This window comes from Pantoea sp. 9140 (genome assembly GCF_000745295.1).
Lineage (GTDB): Bacteria > Pseudomonadota > Gammaproteobacteria > Enterobacterales > Enterobacteriaceae > Pantoea > Pantoea vagans.
The window spans coordinates 3,146,430-3,168,797 of record NZ_JQNO01000001.1 but is presented as its reverse complement, the minus strand read 5'-3'; the positions used below and the strand labels follow the sequence as shown (position 1 = coordinate 3,168,797).

The 22,368-nt window shown below is 55.9% G+C and carries 23 protein-coding genes; 7 read left to right on the top strand and 16 right to left on the bottom strand.

Annotated features, from left to right (window positions below; genetic code table 11):
• Positions 1 to 54 precede the first annotated feature (54 nt).
• Entirely contained in the window at positions 55 to 2,208 is a 2,154-nt protein-coding gene (locus FA92_RS14640) for an ornithine decarboxylase (protein ID WP_033784021.1), read from the top strand.
• A gap of 389 nt (positions 2,209 to 2,597) precedes the next feature.
• Here FA92_RS14640 and FA92_RS23350 read toward each other — a convergent pair whose 3' ends face one another.
• From FA92_RS23350 to mutY, 4 genes are all read right to left on the bottom strand, one after another.
• Positions 2,598 to 2,744 (bottom strand): hypothetical protein, encoded by a 147-nt coding sequence (locus FA92_RS23350; RefSeq protein ID WP_156105716.1) that lies wholly within the window; start codon positions 2,742 to 2,744, stop codon positions 2,598 to 2,600.
• A 384-nt stretch (positions 2,745 to 3,128) separates the two neighbouring features.
• A complete protein-coding gene (mltC, locus tag FA92_RS14630; RefSeq protein WP_013358985.1) occupies positions 3,129 to 4,208 on the bottom strand; it encodes a membrane-bound lytic murein transglycosylase MltC in 1,080 nt (359 codons plus the stop codon).
• Positions 4,209 to 4,262: 54 nt separating this feature from the next.
• The gene (locus FA92_RS14625; protein WP_003853409.1) at positions 4,263 to 4,535 is read right to left on the bottom strand and encodes an oxidative damage protection protein; all 273 of its coding nucleotides are present in this window, start codon (positions 4,533 to 4,535) and stop codon (positions 4,263 to 4,265) included.
• Positions 4,535 to 5,620 carry an A/G-specific adenine glycosylase gene (gene mutY, locus FA92_RS14620; RefSeq protein WP_033784019.1) on the bottom strand — a complete coding sequence of 362 codons (1,086 nt, stop codon included), beginning with the start codon at positions 5,618 to 5,620 and terminating at the stop codon, positions 4,535 to 4,537. Before mutY ends, FA92_RS14625 begins: the two co-directional genes overlap by 1 nt.
• A 154-nt stretch (positions 5,621 to 5,774) precedes the next feature.
• Between mutY and trmB the strand changes: the two genes are divergently transcribed.
• From trmB to FA92_RS14605, 3 genes are all read left to right on the top strand, one after another.
• Entirely contained in the window at positions 5,775 to 6,494 is a 720-nt protein-coding gene (gene trmB, locus FA92_RS14615) for a tRNA (guanosine(46)-N7)-methyltransferase TrmB (RefSeq protein ID WP_013358983.1), read from the top strand.
• Positions 6,494 to 6,820, top strand: coding sequence for a YggL family protein (locus FA92_RS14610; RefSeq protein WP_003853403.1), 327 nt, complete (start codon positions 6,494 to 6,496; stop codon positions 6,818 to 6,820). Before trmB ends, FA92_RS14610 begins: the two co-directional genes overlap by 1 nt.
• A gap of 65 nt (positions 6,821 to 6,885) precedes the next feature.
• Entirely contained in the window at positions 6,886 to 7,602 is a 717-nt protein-coding gene (locus FA92_RS14605; protein ID WP_013358982.1) for a DUF2884 domain-containing protein, read from the top strand.
• A gap of 49 nt (positions 7,603 to 7,651) precedes the next feature.
• Here FA92_RS14605 and hemW read toward each other — a convergent pair whose 3' ends face one another.
• The 4 genes from hemW to FA92_RS14585 are packed head-to-tail and all read right to left on the bottom strand — an operon-like array spanning position 7,652 to position 10,673.
• Positions 7,652 to 8,791: a radical SAM family heme chaperone HemW gene (hemW, locus tag FA92_RS14600; RefSeq protein WP_013358981.1), complete on the bottom strand. Its 1,140-nt coding sequence runs from the start codon at positions 8,789 to 8,791 to the stop codon at positions 7,652 to 7,654.
• A complete protein-coding gene (locus tag FA92_RS14595; RefSeq protein WP_033784018.1) occupies positions 8,784 to 9,377 on the bottom strand; it encodes an XTP/dITP diphosphatase in 594 nt (197 codons plus the stop codon). Before FA92_RS14595 ends, hemW begins: the two co-directional genes overlap by 8 nt.
• Before the next feature lie 21 nt (positions 9,378 to 9,398).
• A complete protein-coding gene (locus FA92_RS14590) occupies positions 9,399 to 9,953 on the bottom strand; it encodes a YggT family protein (protein WP_013358979.1) in 555 nt (184 codons plus the stop codon).
• Positions 9,954 to 9,965: 12 nt separating this feature from the next.
• On the bottom strand, positions 9,966 to 10,673 hold the full coding sequence (locus tag FA92_RS14585; RefSeq protein ID WP_033784017.1) for a YggS family pyridoxal phosphate-dependent enzyme: 708 nt from the start codon (positions 10,671 to 10,673) through the stop codon (positions 9,966 to 9,968).
• Positions 10,674 to 10,687: 14 nt separating this feature from the next.
• Between FA92_RS14585 and FA92_RS14580 the strand changes: the two genes are divergently transcribed.
• Positions 10,688 to 11,683, top strand: coding sequence for a type IV pilus twitching motility protein PilT (locus tag FA92_RS14580; protein WP_013358977.1), 996 nt, complete (start codon positions 10,688 to 10,690; stop codon positions 11,681 to 11,683).
• 5 nt (positions 11,684 to 11,688) lie between these two features.
• On the opposite strand, the gene ruvX is transcribed toward FA92_RS14580, so the two are convergent.
• The 6 genes from ruvX to FA92_RS14550 form a co-directional block, all read right to left on the bottom strand.
• Positions 11,689 to 12,108 carry a Holliday junction resolvase RuvX gene (gene ruvX / locus FA92_RS14575; protein WP_013358976.1) on the bottom strand — a complete coding sequence of 140 codons (420 nt, stop codon included), beginning with the start codon at positions 12,106 to 12,108 and terminating at the stop codon, positions 11,689 to 11,691.
• Positions 12,108 to 12,671: a YqgE/AlgH family protein gene (locus tag FA92_RS14570; protein WP_013358975.1), complete on the bottom strand. Its 564-nt coding sequence runs from the start codon at positions 12,669 to 12,671 to the stop codon at positions 12,108 to 12,110. Before FA92_RS14570 ends, ruvX begins: the two co-directional genes overlap by 1 nt.
• Positions 12,672 to 12,758: 87 nt before the next feature.
• Positions 12,759 to 13,703 (bottom strand): glutathione synthase, encoded by a 945-nt coding sequence (gene gshB / locus FA92_RS14565; RefSeq protein ID WP_013358974.1) that lies wholly within the window; start codon positions 13,701 to 13,703, stop codon positions 12,759 to 12,761.
• 106 nt (positions 13,704 to 13,809) lie between these two features.
• Positions 13,810 to 14,541 (bottom strand): 16S rRNA (uracil(1498)-N(3))-methyltransferase, encoded by a 732-nt coding sequence (gene rsmE, locus FA92_RS14560; protein ID WP_033784016.1) that lies wholly within the window; start codon positions 14,539 to 14,541, stop codon positions 13,810 to 13,812.
• A 71-nt stretch (positions 14,542 to 14,612) separates the two neighbouring features.
• Positions 14,613 to 15,317 carry a deoxyribonuclease I gene (gene endA, locus FA92_RS14555; RefSeq protein ID WP_033784015.1) on the bottom strand — a complete coding sequence of 235 codons (705 nt, stop codon included), beginning with the start codon at positions 15,315 to 15,317 and terminating at the stop codon, positions 14,613 to 14,615.
• A 76-nt stretch (positions 15,318 to 15,393) separates the two neighbouring features.
• On the bottom strand, positions 15,394 to 15,906 hold the full coding sequence (locus tag FA92_RS14550; RefSeq protein ID WP_051926533.1) for a SprT family zinc-dependent metalloprotease: 513 nt from the start codon (positions 15,904 to 15,906) through the stop codon (positions 15,394 to 15,396).
• Between the two features lie 209 nt (positions 15,907 to 16,115).
• On the opposite strand from FA92_RS14550, the gene FA92_RS14545 reads away from it, so the two are divergent.
• Positions 16,116 to 17,261: a glycosyltransferase gene (locus tag FA92_RS14545; RefSeq protein ID WP_033784014.1), complete on the top strand. Its 1,146-nt coding sequence runs from the start codon at positions 16,116 to 16,118 to the stop codon at positions 17,259 to 17,261.
• 25 nt (positions 17,262 to 17,286) lie between these two features.
• Positions 17,287 to 18,519 (top strand): O-antigen ligase family protein, encoded by a 1,233-nt coding sequence (locus FA92_RS14540; protein ID WP_081917166.1) that lies wholly within the window; start codon positions 17,287 to 17,289, stop codon positions 18,517 to 18,519.
• 81 nt (positions 18,520 to 18,600) lie between these two features.
• Here FA92_RS14540 and FA92_RS14535 read toward each other — a convergent pair whose 3' ends face one another.
• Positions 18,601 to 19,998, bottom strand: a complete 1,398-nt coding sequence (locus tag FA92_RS14535; protein ID WP_013358968.1) for a sugar porter family MFS transporter — start codon at positions 19,996 to 19,998, stop codon at positions 18,601 to 18,603.
• 533 nt (positions 19,999 to 20,531) lie between these two features.
• A complete protein-coding gene (gene metK / locus FA92_RS14530) occupies positions 20,532 to 21,683 on the bottom strand; it encodes a methionine adenosyltransferase (protein ID WP_010248851.1) in 1,152 nt (383 codons plus the stop codon).
• Positions 21,684 to 22,368: the final 685 nt, after the last annotated feature.

Below are 22,368 nucleotides of genomic sequence, written 5' to 3'. Positions count from 1 at the left end.
CTGTCCCCATACTTGTGCTTCTGGCACCTCCTCCCTGACGTTAGGGATCCTGTTATGACTCCACTGAAAATTGCTGCCAGCGCCGCTGTCGCGCCCAGCCTGACCCTGAACACCGCGCGTGACGTAGTGACGCTGGATAATACCGACTTTACGGATGTGGCTGCGGTCGTCGTCTCGCTGGCGGATACCCGCAGCGGCGTGCTGGCGCTGCTGCGTCACACCGGCTTTAATCTGCCGGTATTTGTCGCAAATGCGTTTGAAGAAGAGGTGATGCACCTGCCCGGCGTCAACGGGGAGCTGAATGGCGAGCCGCAGGAGTGGCTTGCGCTGGAAACAGCTGCGCAGGCGTATGAAGCGGCGCTGCTGCCACCTTTTTTCGAAACGCTGACCCGCTATGTCGATATGCAAAACAGCACCTTTGCCTGTCCCGGACATCAGGGCGGCGCGTTCTTCAAAAAGCATCCGGCAGGCAAACAGTTTTATGACTTCTACGGCGAGAATGTTTTCCGCTCTGACATGTGCAACGCCGACGTCAAACTGGGCGATCTGCTGATCCACGAAGGTTCGGCTAAAGATGCGCAGAAGTATGCGGCAAAGGTGTTTAACGCCGATAAAACCTACTTTGTGCTCAACGGCACCTCAAGCGCCAATAAAGTGGTGACCAATGCGCTGCTGACCCGCGGCGATCTGGTGCTGTTTGACCGTAACAATCACAAGTCGAACCATCATGGCGCGCTGATTCAGGCGGGCGCGACCCCGGTCTATCTTGAAGCAGCACGTAACCCGTTCGGCTTTATTGGTGGCATTGACGCGCACTGCTTTGATGAGGCTTATCTGCGTGAGCAGATCGCGGTCGTCGCCCCTCAGCGCGCAGAAGAGGCGAGGCCTTTCCGTCTGGCGATTATCCAGCTCGGCACCTACGATGGCACGGTCTACAACGCCCGCCAGGTGGTGGATCGCATCGGTCATCTGTGTGATTACATCCTGTTTGATTCCGCGTGGCTCGGCTATGAGCAGTTCATTCCGCTGATGGAAGGCTGTTCGCCGCTGACCCTGGATCTGAATGAAAACGATCCCGGCATTTTTGTCACCCAGTCCGTGCATAAGCAGCTGGCCGGTTTTTCGCAGACTTCGCAGATCCACAAAAAAGATAATCACATTCGCGGACAGCGGCGCTTCTGCCCGCACAAGCGTCTGAATAACGCCTTTATGCTGCATGCTTCCACCAGCCCGTTTTATCCGCTGTTTGCCGCACTGGATATCAACGCCAGAATGCATCAGGGCGAAGCAGGGCGTCGCATGTGGGATGAGTGCGTCACGCTGGGCATTGAGGCGCGTAAAGCGATCCTCGAACGCTGTGAAATGATCCTGCCGTTTGTGCCGGAAGTTGTTGATGGACAGCGCTGGCAGGATGCGCCTGTTGAGACGATCGCCCGCGATCTGCGCTACTTCAGCTTTGAACCGCAGGCGAAGTGGCACGGTTTCGCCGGTTACGCGCGCGATCAGTATCGGATTGATCCCTGCAAGCTGCTGCTGACCACGGCAGGGATCGATGCGGCAAGCGGGGAATACAGTGATTTCGGGATCCCGGCGACCATTCTGGCGAACTACCTGCGTGAGAACGGCATCGTGCCGGAGAAGTGCGATCTCAACTCGATCCTGTTCTTGCTGACCCCGGCTGAGAGCCCGGAGAAGATGGCGAATCTGGTGGCGATGCTGGCGCAGTTTGAGCAGCACATCAAAGAGGATGCGCCGCTGGCCGAAGTGCTGCCGACGATTTACCGCAAAAACGCCGAACGTTATGCCGGGTATACCCTGCGTCGCCTTTGTCAGGAGATGCATGACCTTTACGTCAGCCATAACGTGAAGGATCTGCAGCGCCTGATGTTCCGCGCCGCCGAGTTCCCGCCGGTCAGCGTAAATCCGCAGGATGCACATCAGGCTTATATTCGCGGCGAAGTGGAGCTGGTTCCGATCGCCGAGGCCGCAGGCCGTGTCGCTGCGGAAGGCGCGTTACCTTATCCACCGGGCGTGCTGTGCGTCGTGCCAGGCGAAGTCTGGGGCGGCGCGGTGCAGCGTTACTTCCTGGCGCTGGAGGAGGGGCTTAATCTGCTGCCGGGCTTCTCGCCGGAGCTGCAGGGCGTTTACACCGAAGAGGATGAGCAGGGACGTAAGTATCTGGTGGCCAATATGATGGTGGGGCGCTGATCTGAGCGGGGCAGAGGCGGGTAGCGGCCCGCCAGGCCTTTAGTTCGCTGCGCGAAAGGGCGCTGAGAGAGTTTCGTTCGTCTCACGAGGTGGGCATGCTTTGCAGCGGGCTGGCACTGAGAAGGTTTCGCCCGCTAGGTGATGGGCAGTTTCAGGTCGCCCGTGCAGGCGGACGCGTCAAGGGGCGGACGCCCGCCCCTTAACAATCCCGGCGTCCGGCAGCCTGCGCGCCCCGCTTTGCGGGGTGCCCTCGTCACGCCCTGCGGCCAGCGGACCGTCCGAACGCGCCATCCCTGGCGCGAACCGTCCTTTCGCCGACGTCCTGTCGGCTCATCCTGGCCTCCGGTTGTTCCTCAGCGCTTCGGATGCCTCTGGTAATTCCCCGCCTGTTATCTCTTTTGTTTTCTCTGGTGCTGTATTGTCTGCTGACCTGAAAAGCCAAAGCCAAAGCCAAAGCCAAAGCCAAAGCCAAAGCCAAAGCCAAAGCCAAAGCCAAAGCCAATCCCGGAAACGTAAAGCGATAAAATACCCAACACAAGAACACGAAATAACAGCGAGGGGTCAGGGAGGCCATCTGAACCGCTGAGCGGATGAGGGATTTCAGGACGAGCGACAGGGATGTCGCGAAGAGGCGGGTTCGCGCCAGGGATGGCGCGTCCTGCCGGTCCGTAAGAAATCCTGAAGAAGCGAAGGAACCGCGAAGCGGCGGTGAAGCAGGCCGGAGCCGGGGGTCAAGGGGCGCGGCGACTGGCGCCCCTTGTCGGTCGCCTGCAGAGGCGTGTCTGAAACTGCCCAGCTGATCAGGCGAACGAAACCCTTCTCAGTGCCACCCTGCTGCAAGCGAAACCTTTTCATAGCAAGCCCGCTGCGAAGCGTGCCCCGTTCGCGCAGCGAACAACCCTCCGCTTCAGCGGCTCCGATCAGAATCCCCGATAACTCTTCTGCGCCGTACTCACCTTATACAGATAACGACGCGACTCCGCCGACGGATGCTGGTTCGCCAGGGTCGAATAGACTTTGCTGGGTGACATGCCGTTGATCATGGAGAACGCCCGATCTTTATCGCTGGAGAAGACGCGCAATACGCTGCCTGCACCACCGTTATAGGCGGTGATCACCGCATAGCGGCGTGATACCGGATCCTGAATGCCGCCCAGATAGCTGCGCTGCAACAGCGACAGATAAGCTGTACCGGCATCGATATTGTTCTCCGGATCCAGCAGATAGCTGCGGCTCGGCTTGCCCCATTTACCTTTCATGCGGAACACGTCAACACCGGCGGTATGTTGCACCACCTGCATCAGACCCAGCGCATCAGAATGGCTTACGGCGTAGGGGTTGAAGCTCGACTCAGTCTGCATAATCGCCAGGATCAACGAAGCATCCACACCATACTGCTCGGCGGCTTTACGCACCATCGGCAGGTATTTGTGCGCACGCTTATCCAGGTGGTTCGGTACCATCGGAATCGAAATAGAGTAAATCACATGCAGACCCGAGGTGCGGCGCATTAATTTATTCTGAATCAGATAGTCAGCAAAGGCTTCCGCGCGACCCTGCCAGCGAATCGGCTGACCGGTGTTATCCAGCACCTGACCATAGAGCAGCGGCTCTTTACTGATCTCGATGTCGTTAGCGTCAGAATAGAGATCGACATTACCCGGATCTTCGCCAATCAACAGCGTGGTCACGATAGCCTGACGCAGACTGGCCATCGGATCGGTGCCAGAAATGGTCTCGATGGTCAGCTTACCGCTTTCAAAGTTGATGTGGCTGCGGGTGTAATAGTTGTCGCTATATTTGACGTAATCTTTAGGTCCGGCGATCAGGACCTCATTGATACCCCAGATATTCTCAATATTGTGAGCAAACTGGCCCATCAGAATATCAAAGCCGTTGGTGTCTTTAACCCACTCCTCGTGGGATTGCTGATTCTTTGACCCGGAACAGGAAACCAAAAGTGGTGCTATCACCAGCAGGGCGATTAATTTTTTATTCATTGGAAATGCAAGCCTGACCTGGATAACCGGCCTCAGCGATGAGGCCCGGAATGTTTACGCTTCTGGCGGTGTATAGCCTTCGATATGAACGTCTTTGCCTTCGAACAGGAAATTGATCATCTCCTTCTCCAGCACCTTACGATCTTCGGGATTCATCATGTTGAGCTTCTTCTCATTGATCAACATGGTCTGTTTCGCCATCCACTTCTGCCAGGCTTCTTTGGAGATGTCGTTGTAAATACGCTTACCCAGGTCGCCCGGATAGAGTTGAAAATCCTGACCTTCCGCGTCGCGCTGTAAAAAAGTACAAAAAATGGTGCGGCTCATTACTCTTCCTCATTAATCTCACAACTGTCCAAAGCCAGTTGTCGGGGATGGCGCAGCTCGTGTAACAGGCGCTCAACGGGTGCAGCTAATCCCACAGATGGTGGCAGCGCTAAGTTATACCAGAGACCGCCTGCTTCATCCATCGCCGCCCCGGCAGAAGGCCACGACAGCCACATTGGCACGATATCGAGATGGAAATGACTGAAGGTGTGACGAAACGCGGTAAGCTGTTGCGGTTTTGCATGGATGCCACGCGCCGCCAGCCAGTCATTCAGCGCCGCTTCGGTGGTGAACTGCGGGAAACAGAACAGACCGCCCCACAATCCCACAGGCGGGCGCTGCTCCAGCCAGACATCATCGCCATCCTGCATCATCAGGAACCAGCCGCTGCGCTCTGGCAGCACCTGCTTAGGCTTTTTGCCGGGATAGCTCGCCCAGCTGCTGCTGGCGTACGCCTCACACCCGCTGTTCAGCGGACAGATTTCACACTTCGGCTTAGAGCGGGTACAGACAATCGCACCCAGATCCATCATCGCCTGATTAAACTGGCTGACGCCCTCGGCGGGTGTGACCTCTTCGCTGATCTGCCACAGCCGCTTTTCGACCTCTTTTTTACCCGGCCAGCCGCTGACGGCATAGCAGCGGGCCAGCACGCGCTTGACGTTGCCATCCAGAATCGGGAAATGCTGACCCAGCGACAGCGACAGGATTGCGCCCGCCGTGGAGCGGCCAACGCCGGGCAGGGCAGAAACATCATCGAAATTACGCGGGAATTCGCCCCGGTGAACCTCGACAATCTGCTTAGCCGCTTTATGCAGATTACGCGCACGGGCGTAGTAGCCGAGGCCGGTCCAGAGATGCAGCACCTCATCCAGCGGTGCCGCAGCGAGATCGGTGACCGTGGGAAAGCGCGCCATGAAGCGTTCAAAATAGGGAATAACCGTGGCAACCTGGGTTTGCTGCAGCATCACTTCGGAGAGCCACACCTTATAAGGCGTTTTCTCCAGCTGCCACGGCAGGGTTTTGCGACCAAAGCGCTGATACCAGTCCAGCACCTGTTGCGCGAACTGCGGCGCTTGCATCATAAGAAGGAAATTTTCCGTGTTTACTCTACACTCAGGCAGGAATTCCAGCACATGCGCACCTGGGTGTAAACCGGAAGATTGCAAAGGCTTGCTTCTGCTTATGAACTTTGCATAATGCCCGTTTCCCGGAACAGGCTAACCAGCAGGCTTTTACATGATTAATGACGTCATCACCCCAGAATTTGATGAGAACGGGCGGCCATTGCGCCGGATCCGCAGCTTTGTGCGCCGCCAGGGTCGCTTAACCAAAGGCCAGCAGCAGGCGCTGGATACCCTGTGGCCGGTCATGGGGGTGGAATATCAGCCTGAGCCTGTCGATCTGCCCGCGCTGTTTGGCCGCGAAGCTCCGATCACGCTGGAGATTGGCTTTGGCATGGGCGCATCGCTGGTGACCATGGCGCAGAACACGCCGCATCAGAACTTCCTGGGTATTGAAGTGCATGCGCCGGGCGTGGGTGCCTGTCTGGCCGCCGCCAAAGAAGCCGATGTACAGAACCTGCGGGTCATGTGCCATGACGCGGTGGAAGTGCTGGAGAAAATGATTCCGGATAACTCGCTGCGCATGGTTCAGCTCTTCTTCCCCGACCCGTGGCATAAAGCACGTCACAATAAACGCCGTATCGTCCAGGTGCCGTTCGCCGAACTGGTGATGCGTAAACTGAAGCTGGGCGGCGTTTTCCACATGGCGACCGATTGGGAAGCCTACGCGGAGCATATGCTGGAAGTGATGAACAGCATCGATGGCTACCGCAATCAGTCAGAGCAACAGAATTACGTGCCGCGTCCTGAGACGCGTCCACTGACCAAGTTTGAGCAGCGCGGGCAGCGTTTAGGCCATGGCGTATGGGATTTAATGTTTGAGAGGGTGAAATAATGGCCACACAACGCAGCCGCCGTTTACGTAAAAAACTGCACATCGACGAGTTTCAGGAACTGGGCTTCTCCGTTGCCTGGCGTTTCCCGGAAGGCACCAGCGAAAGCGAAATTGATGAGACGCTGAACCAGTTCATCAATGAAGCGATCGATCCTAACGGCCTGGCCTTTGATGGCAGCGGCTACCTGGTGTGGGAAGGTCTGGTTTGCCTGCAGAAAACCGGCAAATGCACCGATGAGCATCGTGCGCTGGTCCGCAAATGGCTGGAAGACCGCAAGCTGCAGGATGTGCAGATGACGGAACTCTTTGACGTCTGGTGGGACTAAGTCGTCACACAGTGTCGGGCTGCGGCCCGATCGGAGGGTTTCAGACCCGATCTTAGGGAGTAGATATGATGCGTAAAGCGCTTCTTGCTGTGCTGCTGGTGGCAGCAACTCAGGCTCAGGCAGCCTACGAATGCAGCGTTAAGCCGCAGGACGATGTGGTGATTAAACCGCAGAGCGTGCAGGTGGTCGGTGCTAACGGCAATATGGAAATCTCGCCGCAGGGCGACGTGCAGTTCAATGGCCAGAAAGTTTCGCTGGATATCGCTGAACGTCAGAAAGCGATCGACTATCAGAACGCGCTGCGGCGCGATCTGCCGTGGATCGACAGCGGAGCGACCTCCCGTCTGGAGAAAGGACGTGCGGCACTGGATCGGGTCATCGTTGAAAAACTGGGCACCGACAGCAACGTGCGTAATCGCCTGACCACGCTGAATGGCCAGCTGAAACAGCAGATGAACCGCATCATTGAACACCGTGAAGACGGTCTGACGTTCCACCATCAGGCGATCGATCAGGTGCGCGCCGAAGGCGAAAGGCTGGTGCAGTCAACGCTGGGCGGCGTGATGCAGGACAGTCTGAATGAGATGGGCAGTAAGCAGGGCAGTGGCGGCAGTAATCCGCTGCAGGCGATTATGGGCAATCTGGGCGGTCTGCAACAGTCGATTCAGGCTGAGTGGAGCAAGCAGGAGCAGGATTTCCAGAACTTCGGACACGAAGTGTGTAATCGCGTGATTTCGCTGGAAGATCAGCGTAAACAGCTTACCGGCGCACTGAAAAAATAAGTTAACGCCTCAGCCTGACGGGCTGAGGCGCTTTTTTACTCTTCCGCACTCACTCTTCCGCTAAGAACAGCTCCAGCAGCGAATTCAGGAACAGCTTCCCTTTCTCCGTAATCTGCCACTGCTCAGCGGTTTCCGTCACGTAACCGGCGGCAATCGCGGCATCCATCTGTGGACGGATCACCTGCTCTGACAAACCGGTGTAGCGGCTGAACTCGTCGCGCGGCGCGGCCTCCAGCAGGCGAAAGCGGTTCATGAAATATTCAAACGGCTTGTCGCTATCGACAACCTCATACTGCTTTTCGCGGTAGTTACCCTGCATGAAGCCACGCGGATGACGGGTTTTCACCGTGCGGACAATGCGGCCATCCGGCTGGGTCAGCTTGCCGTGTGCGCCACAGCCAATCCCCAGATAGTCGCCAAAGCGCCAGTAGTTGAGGTTGTGTTCACAGCGATATCCCGGCTTCGCGTAGGCGGAGGTCTCATACTGCTGATAACCGGCCGCCTGCAGCAGCCGATCGCCCTGCTCGAAAATGTCCCACAATGCATCATCATCCGGCAGCACCGGCGGGCGTGAGCCAAACAGGGTGTTGGGTTCGATGGTGAGCTGATACCAGGAGAGATGCGGCGGATTCAGCGCAATCGCCTGACGTAAATCGTCGAGCGCCTCTTCCAGCGACTGATCGGGCAGGCCATGCATCAGGTCGAGGTTAAAGCTGCGCAGCGACAGCGACTCTGCCAGTTCGGCGGCGCGGACGGCCTCTTCCGGACCATGAATACGGCCCAGACGCTGCAACTTTTGCGGACTGAAACTCTGTACACCAATCGAAATACGGTTGATACCGGCACGTTGATAAGCGCTGAACCGGTCAGCTTCCACGGTGCCAGGATTGGCTTCCATGGTCACTTCCGCATCAGGGGCGAGCGTCAGACGCGCCCGCACGCCATCCATCAGCATCTGCATCGCACTGCTGCTCAGCAGGCTGGGCGTACCGCCGCCAATGAAAATCGTGCGCACTTCCCGGCCATTGATCAGCGGCAGGTCGATCTCCAGATCGCGCAGCAGGTGCTGCACGTATTCAACGTGCGGCACCTCATCTTTCAGCGCGTGGGAGTTAAAATCACAGTAGGGACACTTCTGTACGCACCACGGAATGTGGATGTAGAGACTTAACGGCGGCAGATTAGGCATTACGCATCGCTTCCAGCAACAGCGTCAATGCTTTACCCCGGTGAGAAACTGCACCTTTTTCCGCTTTGCTCAGCCCGGCCGCGGTTTTACCCAGCGCCGTGACAAAGAAAATCGGGTCATAACCAAAGCCACCGGCGCCAGAGGCGGAGCGGGCAATCTCGCCCTGCCAGCTGCCGTGGAACACCAGCGGCGTCGGGTCTTCCGCATGACGCAGATAGACCAGCACGCAGTGGAACTGCGCCTGGCGCTGACCGTCAGGCACGTTTTCCAGCGCCTGCAGCAGTTTCTCCAGGTTCTGCTGATCGCTGGCCTCTTCACCGGCGTAGCGCGCCGAGTAGATGCCAGGCGCGCCGCCCAGCGCATCCACGGCCAGACCGGAGTCATCGGCGATGGCCGGTAATCCGGTGATCTGTGCCGCGTGACGCGCCTTGAGAATCGCGTTCTCAATAAAGGTCAGGCCAGTCTCTTCTGCCGATTCAACCCCAAGGTCAGTCTGCGCGACGATATCCAGACCAAAGGCGGAGAGTAACTCCGCCAGTTCACGCACTTTGCCGGGATTGCCGGTTGCGAGCACAACTTTTTGCATAACAGTTCCAGTTTGATTCATTTACAGCAGATACCAGAGACCCGGGAACAGGTCCATGCCGAGAAAGTTCAGGGCATACAGCACCAGGATGACGATCATCGCTGAGAAATCGATGCCGCCCATCGCAGGCAGAATACGGCGAATAGGTGCCATCATCGGCTCGGTCAACTGCACCAGCAGATAATCGACCGGGCCACGGCCCTGGCTGATCCAGCTCATCAGAGAGCGAACGATGATGACCCAGAAGACCAGATAGCCGGCGGATTTCACCAGCGATAGCAGACCGACCAGGAGATTCGTCGGATCGACCGAGAACACGCCTACCTGAATCAGCAGTAAAATCGGGTATTTCAGCGTGGTCAGCACAAAGGCCAGCAGCAGCGAGGCGGTATCAATCGGCCCCAGAGCCGGCAGTATGCGGCGCAGTGGCTTAACAATCGGCTGTGTCACTTTTACGACAAACTGCGCCACTGGATTGTAAAAATCGCAGCGGGACCACTGCATCCAGATGCGTAACAACAGCACCATGACGTAGAGATCGATCAGCGTTTTTACTAAAAACGTCAGTGTTAACATGAAGTTCCTCTGTTATTGTTGTGAGTTGTGCGCATAATCTCGTGCGCCAAAAATGGCGGTGCCGATACGCACCATCGTACTGCCTGCGGCGATTGCCGCCTCCATGTCATCGCTCATTCCCAGCGAAAGCGTATCTGCCTGCGGATAGTGCTGTTGCAACTGCCGGAAGGCTTCCGCCATCTGCTGACACACCGCCAGCTGCCGCTGGTAATCACTCTCCGCTGCCGGAATCGCCATCAATCCCCGCAGCCGCAGTTGCGGCAGGGCAGCGATCTGCTCCGCCAGCCCGGAAATGGCCTCCAGCATGATGCCAGATTTGCTGTTCTCGTCACTGATATTTACCTGAATTAACACATTCAGTGGTGGCAGCGAGGCGGGCCGCTGATCGTTGAGCCGCTGCGCAATGCGCTGGCGGTCAATGGTGTGACACCAGGCGAAATGCTCTGCCACCAGACGGCTTTTGTTGGACTGCAACGGGCCGATGAAGTGCCACGCCAGTTCAGGATGTGCGGCCAGTGCCTGAACCTTTTCAACCCCTTCCTGGACGTAATTTTCACCGAAGGCAATCTGGCCAGCGGCAAAGGCTTCTTTGACCGCGCTCGCAGGTTTGGTTTTGCTGACTGCAAGCAGGGTTATTTCTTCCGGAGCGCGGCCGCAACGCGCGGCAGCGGCGGCGATTCGCTGTCGCACTTGCTGTAGGTTCTGCTGGATTGAAGTCATAGTCAGGAGAAATTATGAATCTGGATGAAATGGTGGGGCTTAGTGTAAAGCATAATGCCGCCGATCTGCACCTTTGCAGCGGACATTTGCCCTACTGGCGGCGGCAGGGAAGGCTGGAGGTGATTCCGCAGCAGGCCAGACTTTCTGCCGCCTGGATGGCAGAGTTTATGACCCGCTGGCTCAGTGACCCGCAGCGTCAGCAGCTGGAGCATGCAGGGCAGCTCGATTTCGCCCTGAGCCTGACCTGCGGCCAGCGTCTGCGTGCAAATCTGTTTATGCAGCGCAACGGCCTGTCACTGGCGCTGCGTATCATTGCCACCGCGTGCCCGACGCTGGAGAGCCTGCAACTGCCCGCCGTTGTGCCGACGCTGCTCGAGCAGCAGGATGGCCTGATTCTGGTGACCGGTGCGACCGGCAGCGGTAAATCGACCACGCTGGCGGCGCTGGTCGATGCGCTGAACCGCCAGCAGGCGCGCCACATCATTACGCTGGAAGACCCGATTGAATTTATCCATCACAGCCAGCAGTCGCTGATTCAGCAGCGCGAAATTGGCCTGCACTGCGATTCGTTCTCGCTGGGGATAAAGGCGGCGCTGCGTGAAGATCCCGACGTCATCCTGCTGGGCGAACTGCGCGACAGCGACACCATCCGTCAGGCGCTGACGGCGGCGGAGACTGGTCATCTGGTACTGGCGACGCTGCACACCCGCGGCGCAGCGCAGGCGGTGGACCGGCTGGTGGATGTCTTTCCGGCGGAGGAGAAACAGCTGGTGCGTACGCAGCTGGCGGGCAGCCTGAAAGCAGTGATTGCGCAGCGGCTGGTGCCTTCAATTGCCGGATCGCGCATCGGACTGTTTGAAGTGTTGATCGCCACGCCCGGCATCACTAATCTGATTCGGGAAGGTAAGATGCACCAAATCCCTGCGCTGCTGCAGACCGGCGCGCAGGCCGGTATGCAGACGTTTGAGCAGAGCCGGCTGGCGCGTCAGGCCGCCGGTCTGATTGAGTAAGCAGATCAGTAATGGTTTTCGAACCAGTCCTGCAAAATGATGGCCGCGGACTGTGAATCGACCGACCCTTTGTTGAGCGCGCGATAGCCGCCGCGCTCAAACAGGCCAGCACGTGCTTCTACCGTGCTGAGTCGTTCATCCTGCAGCTCTACCCGGATGCCAAAGCGACCGTGCAGGCGGTTGGCAAATTTACGCGCGCGATCGGTCAGCGGCTGCTCGGTGCCATCCATATTCAGCGGCAGGCCGACGACCACGAAATCGGGCTGCCACTCTTTCAGCAGCTTTTCAATCACCTGCCAGTCCGGGATGCCATCCTGCGCTTTAATCGCGGTCAGCGGACGGGCGCTGCCCGTGAGTTCCTGACCTACAGCGACACCAATACTTTTGGTGCCGAAGTCGAAACCTAACAGAGTCTGAGTTGACATCAGGCGTGTCCCGCGTCGCTGGCCATGTTGTGAATATCGACGCCAATACTGCGCGCCGCTTCGCGCCAGCGCTCTGAAATCGGCGTCTGGAACAGGATATTGCTGTTAGCTGGCGTGGTCAGCCAGGCATTTTCCATCAGCTCATTTTCCAGCTGATCTTTTTCCCAGGCGCAATAGCCCAGCGCGACCAGCACATTGGTGGGCTGAGACGCGGTGCCGATCGACTCCAGCACGTCACGGGATGTGGTGATAATGGTGTTATCTGAGACACGGATGCTGGAGGTAAAGGTGCGTTGTGCTGAGTGCAGGATAAAGCCACGATCCTCTGCCAGCGGGCCGCCGGTAAACACCGGTTTATCCAGCCTGATGGCCGGGTCGCGATCGTCGGCAGAGATTTTCAGCTTCTTCAGAATGCCTTCAACCGTCAGGTTTTCCATGGGTTTATTGATGATCAGTCCCATTGCGCCCTCTTCGTTATGTTCGCAGAGATAGACCACGGAACGCTTGAAGAAAGGATCCTGCAATGAAGGCATGGCAATCAAAAAGTGATGTTGTAAATTCATTCTCACACGATGTACCAAAAAAATAACCGGCACGCGACGGCCGCACCGGTATTGGGTTGATCACGGAGCCACGCCCCGGCTTCTTGCTCAGCCCAGGCGCTTCTCAATGGCATCCATCAACATGCCGGTGATGGAGATCGGGAACGCAGCCTCAATTTCACGAATGCAGGTTGGGCTGGTCACGTTAACTTCAGTCAGTTTATCACCGATGATGTCGAGACCGACAAAAATCAGTCCTTTTGCTTTCAGTGTCGGGCCAACACGGCGCGCAATTTCCCAGTCGCTTTCGCTCAGCGGACGCGCTTCACCACGACCACCGGCGGCGAGGTTGCCACGCGTTTCACCGCCCTGCGGGATACGTGCCAGGCAGTAAGGCACCGGTTCGCCATCCACAACCAGCACGCGTTTGTCACCTTCTTTGATCGCCGCAATGTAGTTCTGCGCCATGCAGAAACGGCTCTCATGCTCGGTCAGGGTTTCGGTAATCACACCAAAGTTAGGATCGTCTTTCTTCACGCGGAAAATCGACGCGCCACCCATGCCATCCAGCGGCTTCATGATGATGTCGCCATGCTCCTGCCAGAAGGCACGCAGCTGCGCTTTGCTGCGGGTCACCAGGGTGTCAGGCGTGAACTCGGCAAACCAGGCGGTATAGAGCTTTTCGTTACAGTCACGCAGGCTCTGCGGTTTGTTCACGATCAGCGTGCCCAGCTCTTCTGCGCGCTCCAGAATGTAGGTCGCATAGATGAACTCGGTGTCGAATGGCGGATCTTTGCGCATCAGCACCACGTTCAGGTCAGCCAGCGGGATCACCTGCTCGCTGCCGAACTGATACCAGTTGTCAGGGTTCTGCTCGACGGTCAGCAGGCGGGTGCGGGCAGAGGCCACGCCACCGCGCATAGAGAGATCGTGCATCTCCATGTAGTGAATTTCGTAACCACGGCGCTGTGCTTCCAGCAGCATAGCGAAGCTGGAGTCTTTTTTAATATTGATGGACGAAATAGGGTCCATCACGATGCCAAGTTTAATCATTATTATCTCCTCGGTGAGGCGGTATTTACCGCCTCGTCTGGTTCGGTCTGCAGTGGGCCGATCGGTCAGGACATCATGCCTGCGCTCTTTCCGCTGAAAGTATCGCTTAACCCAGGTCGCCAAACCTCACCTGAAGTGCCGTAATGGCCGTCAGCGCGGTGGTTTCGGTACGCAATACCCGTGGGCCAAGCAGAATGTCAGTAAAATCGTGCTGTGCCGTCATCGCAATCTCGTCCGCAGACAAACCGCCTTCAGGGCCAATCAGCAGTCGTACCCGCTCAACAGGCTGTGGCAGCGTATTGATGCTGTGACTGGCGCGCGGATGCAGGTTGAGCTTCAGACCGCTGTCAGCCTCTTCACACCAGGCTTCCAGCGTCATCGCTTCACGAATCTCCGGCACGCGATTACGGCCACACTGCTCGCAGGCGGCAATAGCAATTTTCTGCCACTGCTGGATCTTCTTCGCCAGACGTTCAGCATCAAGCTTTACGCCACAGCGCTCGGAAAACAAGGGTGTAATGACATTCACGCCCAGTTCGATCGATTTCTGGATAGTGAATTCCATTTTTTCACCGCGCGACATCACCTGACCTAAATGCAGATGCAAAGGTGACTCGCGATCGTCCGGCTGGCTCTCTGTGACCGATACTTTTACACGCTTTTTATCAACATGCGTGATCTCTGCTGCAAAAGTCAGATTAGTGCCATCAAAGAGTTCCAGACGCTGGCCTGCCGTCATCCGGAGTACCCGGCCCACATGATTGGATGCATCTTCATCCAGGGTAATTTCACTGCCGATCTCTAATGGCCCGGCGTGATAGATGCGAGGTATGCGCATAAGGTTCCTGAAACCGGACGCCGCGCTGCGGCGGCGTCATGGGGAAAAAAAGCTAGTGTAGGGCAGGGATTTTAGCGCTGGCAAGCCTGCTGCACATATGGATTGTGATTGCCCTGAATCTTTGCAATGCGCTGGTCGCGTTCGCACTCCCATTTTGTGACAGGATAGAGCTTGTCCCAGGCGGTAAACAGCTGCGTCTGCTGGCGCGAAATGCGCAGATGGTACTGGTCGCGCATATAGAAATAGGTGCGGGCAATGGCACCGCGCGCCCGCGCGGGTGGCTCCGCCTGTTTAAGTTTGAAATCGATCTTCATCTCACACTGACCGTACTGCTTCTCGCTGCCGTTCCATTGACTGTAGGCGAAGTTACCACGGTCGCCATTCACTTCACCCACTGCGGGCTGAAGGTTATGCAAATCAGTTTCGATGCGGCGATACTCGGGATCCTTGCTGCAGTTTTTGCGGCCACCGTCCTGCCAGCACTGGCGCTGATGACCAAACTCCCAGGCCGGCATCACATGTTCCCACTCAATGCGCCCGGCGCGATTGGCGTTCTTGCGCACCTGATAGCCACAGCTGTTGAGATCGGGAATGCCCTTTTTGCCCTGCCACTGAATCTTACAGCCACAGTAGAACGAACCCGGTGCATCGGCGTTAATCGCCGCCGCAAAGGTTTTGGCCTGCTGGAAGTTATTTTGATGATAGTTATTCAGATTAAGAGCGTCAGCGGCAGGTGCAAACAGCAGCGCAACCGCCAGACTTAGTATGCGAGACATATTCCGGATTTCTTCCTGGTACGAAAAAGGGCGGCAGGTTAACAGAATGTGGAATAGGGCGGAATGGGGATTGTTCTCAGGAAGCGACAAACTCGCCTGCGACCAGCAGGCTGCCGCAGTGCACGCAGCGATATTCACTTTCTTTGCGCAGAATACGATTGTGGCGGCGAACCGTCAGCTGATGCTGCTGGCACTGGCAGCGGTAAGCAAAGGTGTTACTGCGCACGGAGGCGATCTCAAACTGATGGGTGCGGCGTGCCGGCACCCCCAGCACCTGCTCCATCATCCACTTCCACTCTTTGCCGTGCGGTGCGACGCGGCCAAACTGTTTCCACACCAGCAGATGCGCCAGCTCGTGCGGCACCACTTCATCGATAAATGCCTGCTGGTTTTCCAGCAGCAGCACCGGATTGATGCGGATCTCCCAGGATGTCAGCCAGGCGGTGCCCGCTGCCGTACCGCGTTGCTGGTAGAGCAGCTTCGGTTCCGGATAATGGGTTTTCAGGGCCTGATTTGCACGCTCAAGCGACTGGCGCAGTGAGCGCATCACGGCCTGCTGCAGGGCAATGGGGAGACGAGGTGTTTTCATGGCGCTCAGAATAATCGCCGTCGCCCAGGAACTCAACGTTACCCGCGAAAACGACAGCGCAGCGACTATACTCATCCGCCAGTTTCGAACCATACGATCCACAGTGTTCGTGTGGCCCGGCGTAGCCCTGCGATTAGTTAAAATTCTGGATTAAATATTGTTACGGTCTTTTTTAGAATATCCTGTTGATAATGTTCACTGCAGAGTGAATGGATCAGAAGCGGAAGGCACAGTGTACGGACAACGCAATGAAAAATAATAACATCAGGAAACAGCGTATTGTGCTGGTTACCGATCTCATGGCTGGCCGCGGCGGTATGGAGAATGTGACCTGCCAGCTGATTACCGCCCTGAATAAGGAATCCGAAACGGAAGCAGGGCTGTTTATTATCAACAGCGGAGAGGAGAGCCTCTCCCGTGCCTGGACCGCCAACGCCGTTTTATCAGAGAGCGTCTGCACGCTGCGTAATAAGAAAATAAAAAATCTTATTCACACGCTGAGAATGGCCGCCTTCTTTCGTCGCTATCAGCCCGACCATGTTCTGACCCTCAACACCATTCCCTGTCTGATGACGCGCCGGGCCATTACGCTCTCAGGACGCAAAATCGTGTTGTCGAGCTGGATGCACCTGCCACCGCGGGAGCGCTACCGTCCCCACTATCTGCTGCGGGCCGATCACCATTTTGCCATCAGTAAGCAGATCAAAGAGCAGCTGGTGGAGCTGGGCGCACCCGCTACTGACGTTGACGTCATCTATAACCCGATCCGGCGTAATGACGTGGTTATCGGCAGGCCGCAGGGGCTGAAGTTTCTCTATATCGGTCGCGTCCATTTTCAGCGGCAGAAACAGCTTAAAGATCTGTTTGATGCGTTGAAGCATCTGGATGCGCCATGGACGCTGGAGATTGTGGGTGACGGAGAAGATCTGACGCAGTGTCAGCACTACGTGACGCAACTCGGCATTCAGGATCGTATTACCTGGCATGGCTGGCAGGAGAACGCCTGGGAGTATGTCATCCGCCATATCAGACAGGTCACCTGTCTGATCATGACCTCGAACTTTGAAGGCTTTCCGCTAATCCTGCTGGAGGCGATGTCTCGGGGTGTCTACTGCGTCTCATCCGACTGCATCAGTGGCCCGTCAGAGATTATTCAGAACGGTCTCAATGGTCAGCTCTACCCCACTAATGACAGCATGGCGCTGGCCGCTATTCTCAACGCCATGAGCCGGGATTTCCACTTTCCCGATCATCAGGTTATTAAAGCGAGCATCACCGGTTTTTATGAGGAAAATTATATGAAGCACCTGATGAGTGCGTTTAACCGTCTGACTGAGGTTAAGCATGACGAATAAAAGCAGTCGTAATGGATTAACGTTAATGGTTAATGCTTCAGTTATTGCGCTCTGTCTGGCGCTGTCACTGAATATGTTTATTTCCGGCCTGCCGCAAAAAATATTTTATCTGGTCTCTTATCTCTCCGTCGCATCTGTGTTGTATGGCCTGGTGCGCAGGCGAGTGGCGTTTAAAGAGAACGGTTTTTATGTCGTCCTGTTTGCTGTGCTGATTCTCTTTGCTCTGATCCGTCTGTTCTGGGCGATACACACAAAGGGGCTTGAAACCGCACCCTCAAACGATGCCATCACCAATATCGCCAACTATCTGCTGGGGGCGAAGCGGCTGTTGCTGGGAGCCTTTGTGCTGCTCAGTCTGGCGATTTATGGCAACCGGGTCTCTGCAACCACGCTGCGCATTGGAAAAGTGTTAATTCTGGTCGGTCTGCTGATTACGCTGGGCTTTGGTATTCATGAGCATCTCTATACCGAGAATATCCGCATCAAGCTCACCACCGAAGCGGCCTCGATGTCCTCCTACATGATTCTGTTTATCTACTGCACCTGGCTGTGGCTGAGCCGTTACGAGACGCACGCATACTGGAAGATTGCCGATATCACTGTGCTGGCTGTGACCTTTGCCTTGCTCTACCTGTGCGGCACCCGCGTAACGCTGATTGCACTGATTGCCGTGGGGCTGCTGTTCCTGTTGCAGACCTACCGGCTGTCGCTGCTGACCAACTGGCGAATCAGCGCATTACTGGTGGGCGTGCTGGCGGTGCTGATCCTGATGACCAGTAACCGCTGGGTAGAAGGGATGCAGGACATTGAGAATTACGGGTCAAACAGCTCGACCTCGCTGGGCGCACGCGTGGCTATCTGGGGCGGGGCGGTCAACTTTATTGAGCATCATGGCGGTTTTGCCACGCCGGATGTACGCACCACGGAGGCGCGGGAGTTCATCATGGCGCACTATCCGCTTAATGGTGAAGGCTACACCAACGTTAAGTACAACATGCACAACGAGTTTCTGGAAGTGACGACGCTGCAGGGCTGGCTGGGCGCGCTGTCGCTGGCGCTGCTCTATCTGGCTGTGCCTGGCGGCTGGCTTAAGAAGTGCGATCTGCGCGGCGTGGCGCTGCCAATGCTGGCACTGTTTATCTGCGGACTGACCGATTCAGTACTGCCGTATAATCAGACAGCCACTATTTTCATTATGGCGCTGGCGCTCTGCTGCATACGGCAGCCATTGCCGGCAGGGCGGGTTAGCACGCTTTAATCATGCATTGAACAAATAAAAACGGCGGGGTTTCCAGAGAAACCCCGCCGTTTTTTTTACCGTATTTTTTATCGGGTAATATTAGTCACGTGAACCGATGTCGCGCAGTTTCTTACCTGCCATCAGGTTACGTTCGATGTGTTCCAGCGAGACGTTTTTGGTCTCAGGAATCAGCATCACGGTCAACAGAATGAAGAACAGGTTAAGCAGTGCGTAGACCCAGAAGGTGTTCGCGTTGCCCAGCGTATTCAGCATCGTCAGGAAGGTCGCACCCACGATCATGTTGGCGATCCAGTTGGTGGTCGTGGAAACCGTGATACCGAAATCGCGGCCTTTCAGCGGCTGAATTTCGGAACAGAGCACCCAGATCAACGGACCGGCTGACATCGCAAAACCAACGATAAACATCAGCAGCATACCGACCGCGAAGTACTGTGCGCCCGCGGAGTGAATGCCGAAGTGCAGCATCGTACCCAGCACGCCCATACCAGCTGCCATCACCATAAAGCCCAGAATCAGGGTAGGTTTACGGCCCCAGCGATCCACCAGACCAATAGCAATGAAGGTCGCCAGTACGTTGACCAGACCCACAATCACCGTGCCCCACATCTGCTGGGTGGTGTTGGTGAAGCCCGCGATTTCAAAGATTTTTGGTGCGTAGTACATGATGACGTTCATACCGGTAAACTGCTGCATGACCTGCAACAGGATGCCCAGATAGACCGCACGACGGAAGTGGCTGCTGCTGGTGAACAGACCCCAGCCAGACTGCTTGACCTTCAGGCTTTCACGAATCTCTTCCAGCTCACGTTTTGCCTGCTCACTGGTGTCACGCAGACGATCCAGTACGCGTTGCGCATCGCGGAAGTTGCCTCGCGCCGCCAGCCAGCGTGGGCTGTTTGGCAGGAAGAAAACACCGATCAGCAACAGCAGAGCCGGAATGGTGATGATGCCCAGCATCCAGCGCCAGTTGCCGGTAAAGCTGAAGGCGGTATCGGTAAGGTAAGCACCCAGAATACCGATGGTGATCATCAGCTGGTAAAGCGAAATCATACTGCCGCGAATTTTTTCCGGAGCGATCTCAGAAAGATAAAGCGGGGCGGTATAAGAGGCAATACCGACGGCCAGGCCCAGCAGAACGCGGGCGCTGATCAGCATTTCCGGGTTTGGCGACATCGCTGACCAGAGTGAACCGATAACGAACAGAATCGCACCGGCCATCAGGCTTTTTTTACGGCCCAGGCGGGATGACATCCAGCCGCTGCCGATAGCACCGACCGCCGCACCAAACATCATGGAACTGACGATCCACTCCTGCTGGTGGGGAGTAACGTTAAAGTCCTTTGCGATAAACGGCAGGGCACCGGCGATAACGCCGATATCCAGACCGAACAGCAGTCCCGCAAGGGCCGCCAGAAAGCAGACAAATAAGGTCATCGCCTTATTTGAAGTTCTGCTTTTGTGTGTATTGCCAGGCATGGGAGCCTCCAGGTTTATCCATCATTGTTTTTATCAATGTTAAAAAACCTTTTGCGGGAAAAAAGTGAGTCTGATCACATCAGTGTAATCGCTTACACACGCTGAAACCCTGAAATTCAGCATATTTTTCCCGGAAAGATTAATTAACCAGTGAGGTATAGCACTCATTAAGTTTCTGACAATGCTCTATTTAGTGGCTATCAGACGACGCTGAAAATAACGCATTTTCAGCATAATAACTACGTGCGTTAATTCCTAAATATAGGAAAAACAAAGCATTTCAATTTGTAATCGTTAACATTTTGTCGTCAGAAAAAGCGAAAGGAAGTGTAGCTGAGAATGGAAAATTTGCTGCAGAGTGAAAGACATGCCGGTCAGGTTCGTTTTTTCCGTCCACGGGCGCGCGCTGAAACGGTGTGGGGATATTGTTCAGAAGGATGGCGGAAGCAAAAATTCTCCGGTTAGCGATGGGGCTGAAAAGCCGATAAAAAACCCCGCCGCAGGGGCAGGGTTTTCATCAGCAGCTGCTGACCTTACAGGCCAGCGGCTTCACGCAGCAGGGCCGCTTTGTCGGTTTTTTCCCAAGGGAAATGTTCGCGACCAAAGTGACCGTAAGCCGCCGTCTCTTTATAGATTGGGTGCAGCAGATCCAGCATCTGAATCAGACCGTATGGACGCAGGTCGAAGAACTCGCGTACCAGCAGCGTCAGCTGTTCAGTAGAGATTTTCTCAGTGCCGAAGGTTTCCACCATGATTGAGGTCGGTTCAGCCACGCCGATTGCGTAGGAGACCTGGATTTCACAACGGTCAGCCAGACCGGCCGCCACGATGTTTTTCGCCACGTAACGCGCTGCATAGGCTGCAGAGCGGTCAACTTTTGACGGATCTTTACCCGAGAACGCACCGCCACCGTGACGCGCCATGCCGCCGTAGGTGTCAACGATGATTTTACGACCGGTCAGACCGCAATCGCCCATCGGGCCGCCAATCACAAAGCGACCGGTTGGGTTGATGTGATATTTGGTTGAGGCGCTCAGCCATTCTGCTGGCAGAACCGGCTTGATGATCTCTTCCATCACCGCTTCCTGCAGATCTTTCTGGCTGATGGATTCCGCGTGCTGGGTAGAGAGCACAACGGCATCGATGCCGACGATTTTGCCATCGTCATACTGGAAAGTGACCTGGCTCTTGGCATCCGGACGCAGCCAAGGCAGGGTGCCGTTTTTACGCACTTCAGCCTGACGCTGCACCAGACGGTGCGCATAGGTCACCGGCGCAGGCATCAGCACGTCTGTTTCGTTGGTGGCATAGCCGAACATCAGGCCCTGATCGCCCGCGCCCTGTTCCAGCGGATCGGTGCGGTCAACGCCCTGGTTGATATCCTGAGACTGTTTACCAATCGCGCTTAATACCGCACAGGAGTTGGCATCAAAGCCCATATCGGAATGAACATAGCCGATTTCACGTACGGTCTTGCGGGTGATCTCTTCGATATCGACCCAGGCGCTGGTGGTGATTTCACCGCCAACCAGCACCATACCGGTTTTAACGTAAGTTTCGCAGGCCACGCGCGCTTTCGGATCCTGTTCAAGGATCGCATCCAGCACAGCATCAGAGATCTGGTCGGCGATTTTATCGGGATGTCCTTCTGATACGGACTCGGACGTAAAAAGGTGTTTAGCCATTCTGTTCTTTACCTTAAATATGGTTTGAGTACGACTGCATAGCGCCAGTGAGGTTGTCTGACCTGACGCCCCTTCAGGCAAAGCCGCGAGCAGTGAGGTTGTGTCAGCACAGCGGGCCAACACCGCCTGGATAGTAACCTGTTTAGATGGAAAACCATCTGGACGGCTATTTTAGGATAGAGGGTAAACCAATTACCAGCCCTTTTTCTGTTTCAGCATTTAACCTGTTATCGTTATCGACATAATTTGCTGACACTTCACGCAATTCCCGGATAATCTTTTTGCATTTTTGGGCCGTAAACGGTATAAAACGCCGCTGCTTCGAGAGCAGCAGCAAGAATGACGCCACTCTCTGCGTCGCGCCTGTCGGACTCTGATCTGGCTTTCACCCAGGTTGTTTTCCATGTGCCCCTGGCATATGCGGAGGTGATACAAGTAATGAACCACGCTTTTTCTTTTTCCGGTTCTCTGCGCTGCGGCGTGGCGCTGGCTCTCTCCTGCTTCCCATCTGTTTCTCTTTTCTGCCGACACGACGTCCGATGCGGTAATTTTACCGACACAGGCGCCGGCTAATCTTTATCTCTGCTCGATCGGTTTTGTCTCTTCTCTGCGCCCGCGCAGCGGAACGACGCAGATTATCCATGGTCAATAGTGATCGGTTAAATGTTCTCTGTTTCAACGGAGA

Excerpts from the sequence above, each read along its gene's own strand:
- FA92_RS14640 (WP_033784021.1), top strand. The coding sequence starts at position 55 with ATGACTCCACTGAAAATTGCTGCCAGCGCCGCTGTCGCGCCCAGCCTG.
- mltC (WP_013358985.1), bottom strand. The coding sequence starts at position 4,208 with ATGAATAAAAAATTAATCGCCCTGCTGGTGATAGCACCACTTTTGGTT.
- FA92_RS14625 (WP_003853409.1), bottom strand. The coding sequence starts at position 4,535 with ATGAGCCGCACCATTTTTTGTACTTTTTTACAGCGCGACGCGGAAGGT.
- mutY (WP_033784019.1), bottom strand. The coding sequence starts at position 5,620 with ATGATGCAAGCGCCGCAGTTCGCGCAACAGGTGCTGGACTGGTATCAG.
- trmB (WP_013358983.1), top strand. The coding sequence starts at position 5,775 with ATGATTAATGACGTCATCACCCCAGAATTTGATGAGAACGGGCGGCCA.
- FA92_RS14610 (WP_003853403.1), top strand. The coding sequence starts at position 6,494 with ATGGCCACACAACGCAGCCGCCGTTTACGTAAAAAACTGCACATCGAC.
- FA92_RS14605 (WP_013358982.1), top strand. The coding sequence starts at position 6,886 with ATGATGCGTAAAGCGCTTCTTGCTGTGCTGCTGGTGGCAGCAACTCAG.
- hemW (WP_013358981.1), bottom strand. The coding sequence starts at position 8,791 with ATGCCTAATCTGCCGCCGTTAAGTCTCTACATCCACATTCCGTGGTGC.
- FA92_RS14595 (WP_033784018.1), bottom strand. The coding sequence starts at position 9,377 with ATGCAAAAAGTTGTGCTCGCAACCGGCAATCCCGGCAAAGTGCGTGAA.
- FA92_RS14590 (WP_013358979.1), bottom strand. The coding sequence starts at position 9,953 with ATGTTAACACTGACGTTTTTAGTAAAAACGCTGATCGATCTCTACGTC.
- FA92_RS14585 (WP_033784017.1), bottom strand. The coding sequence starts at position 10,673 with ATGACTTCAATCCAGCAGAACCTACAGCAAGTGCGACAGCGAATCGCC.
- FA92_RS14580 (WP_013358977.1), top strand. The coding sequence starts at position 10,688 with ATGAATCTGGATGAAATGGTGGGGCTTAGTGTAAAGCATAATGCCGCC.
- ruvX (WP_013358976.1), bottom strand. The coding sequence starts at position 12,108 with ATGTCAACTCAGACTCTGTTAGGTTTCGACTTCGGCACCAAAAGTATT.
- FA92_RS14570 (WP_013358975.1), bottom strand. The coding sequence starts at position 12,671 with ATGAATTTACAACATCACTTTTTGATTGCCATGCCTTCATTGCAGGAT.
- gshB (WP_013358974.1), bottom strand. The coding sequence starts at position 13,703 with ATGATTAAACTTGGCATCGTGATGGACCCTATTTCGTCCATCAATATT.
- rsmE (WP_033784016.1), bottom strand. The coding sequence starts at position 14,541 with ATGCGCATACCTCGCATCTATCACGCCGGGCCATTAGAGATCGGCAGT.
- endA (WP_033784015.1), bottom strand. The coding sequence starts at position 15,317 with ATGTCTCGCATACTAAGTCTGGCGGTTGCGCTGCTGTTTGCACCTGCC.
- FA92_RS14550 (WP_051926533.1), bottom strand. The coding sequence starts at position 15,906 with ATGAAAACACCTCGTCTCCCCATTGCCCTGCAGCAGGCCGTGATGCGC.
- FA92_RS14545 (WP_033784014.1), top strand. The coding sequence starts at position 16,116 with ATGGATCAGAAGCGGAAGGCACAGTGTACGGACAACGCAATGAAAAAT.
- FA92_RS14540 (WP_081917166.1), top strand. The coding sequence starts at position 17,287 with ATGGTTAATGCTTCAGTTATTGCGCTCTGTCTGGCGCTGTCACTGAAT.
- FA92_RS14535 (WP_013358968.1), bottom strand. The coding sequence starts at position 19,998 with ATGCCTGGCAATACACACAAAAGCAGAACTTCAAATAAGGCGATGACC.
- metK (WP_010248851.1), bottom strand. The coding sequence starts at position 21,683 with ATGGCTAAACACCTTTTTACGTCCGAGTCCGTATCAGAAGGACATCCC.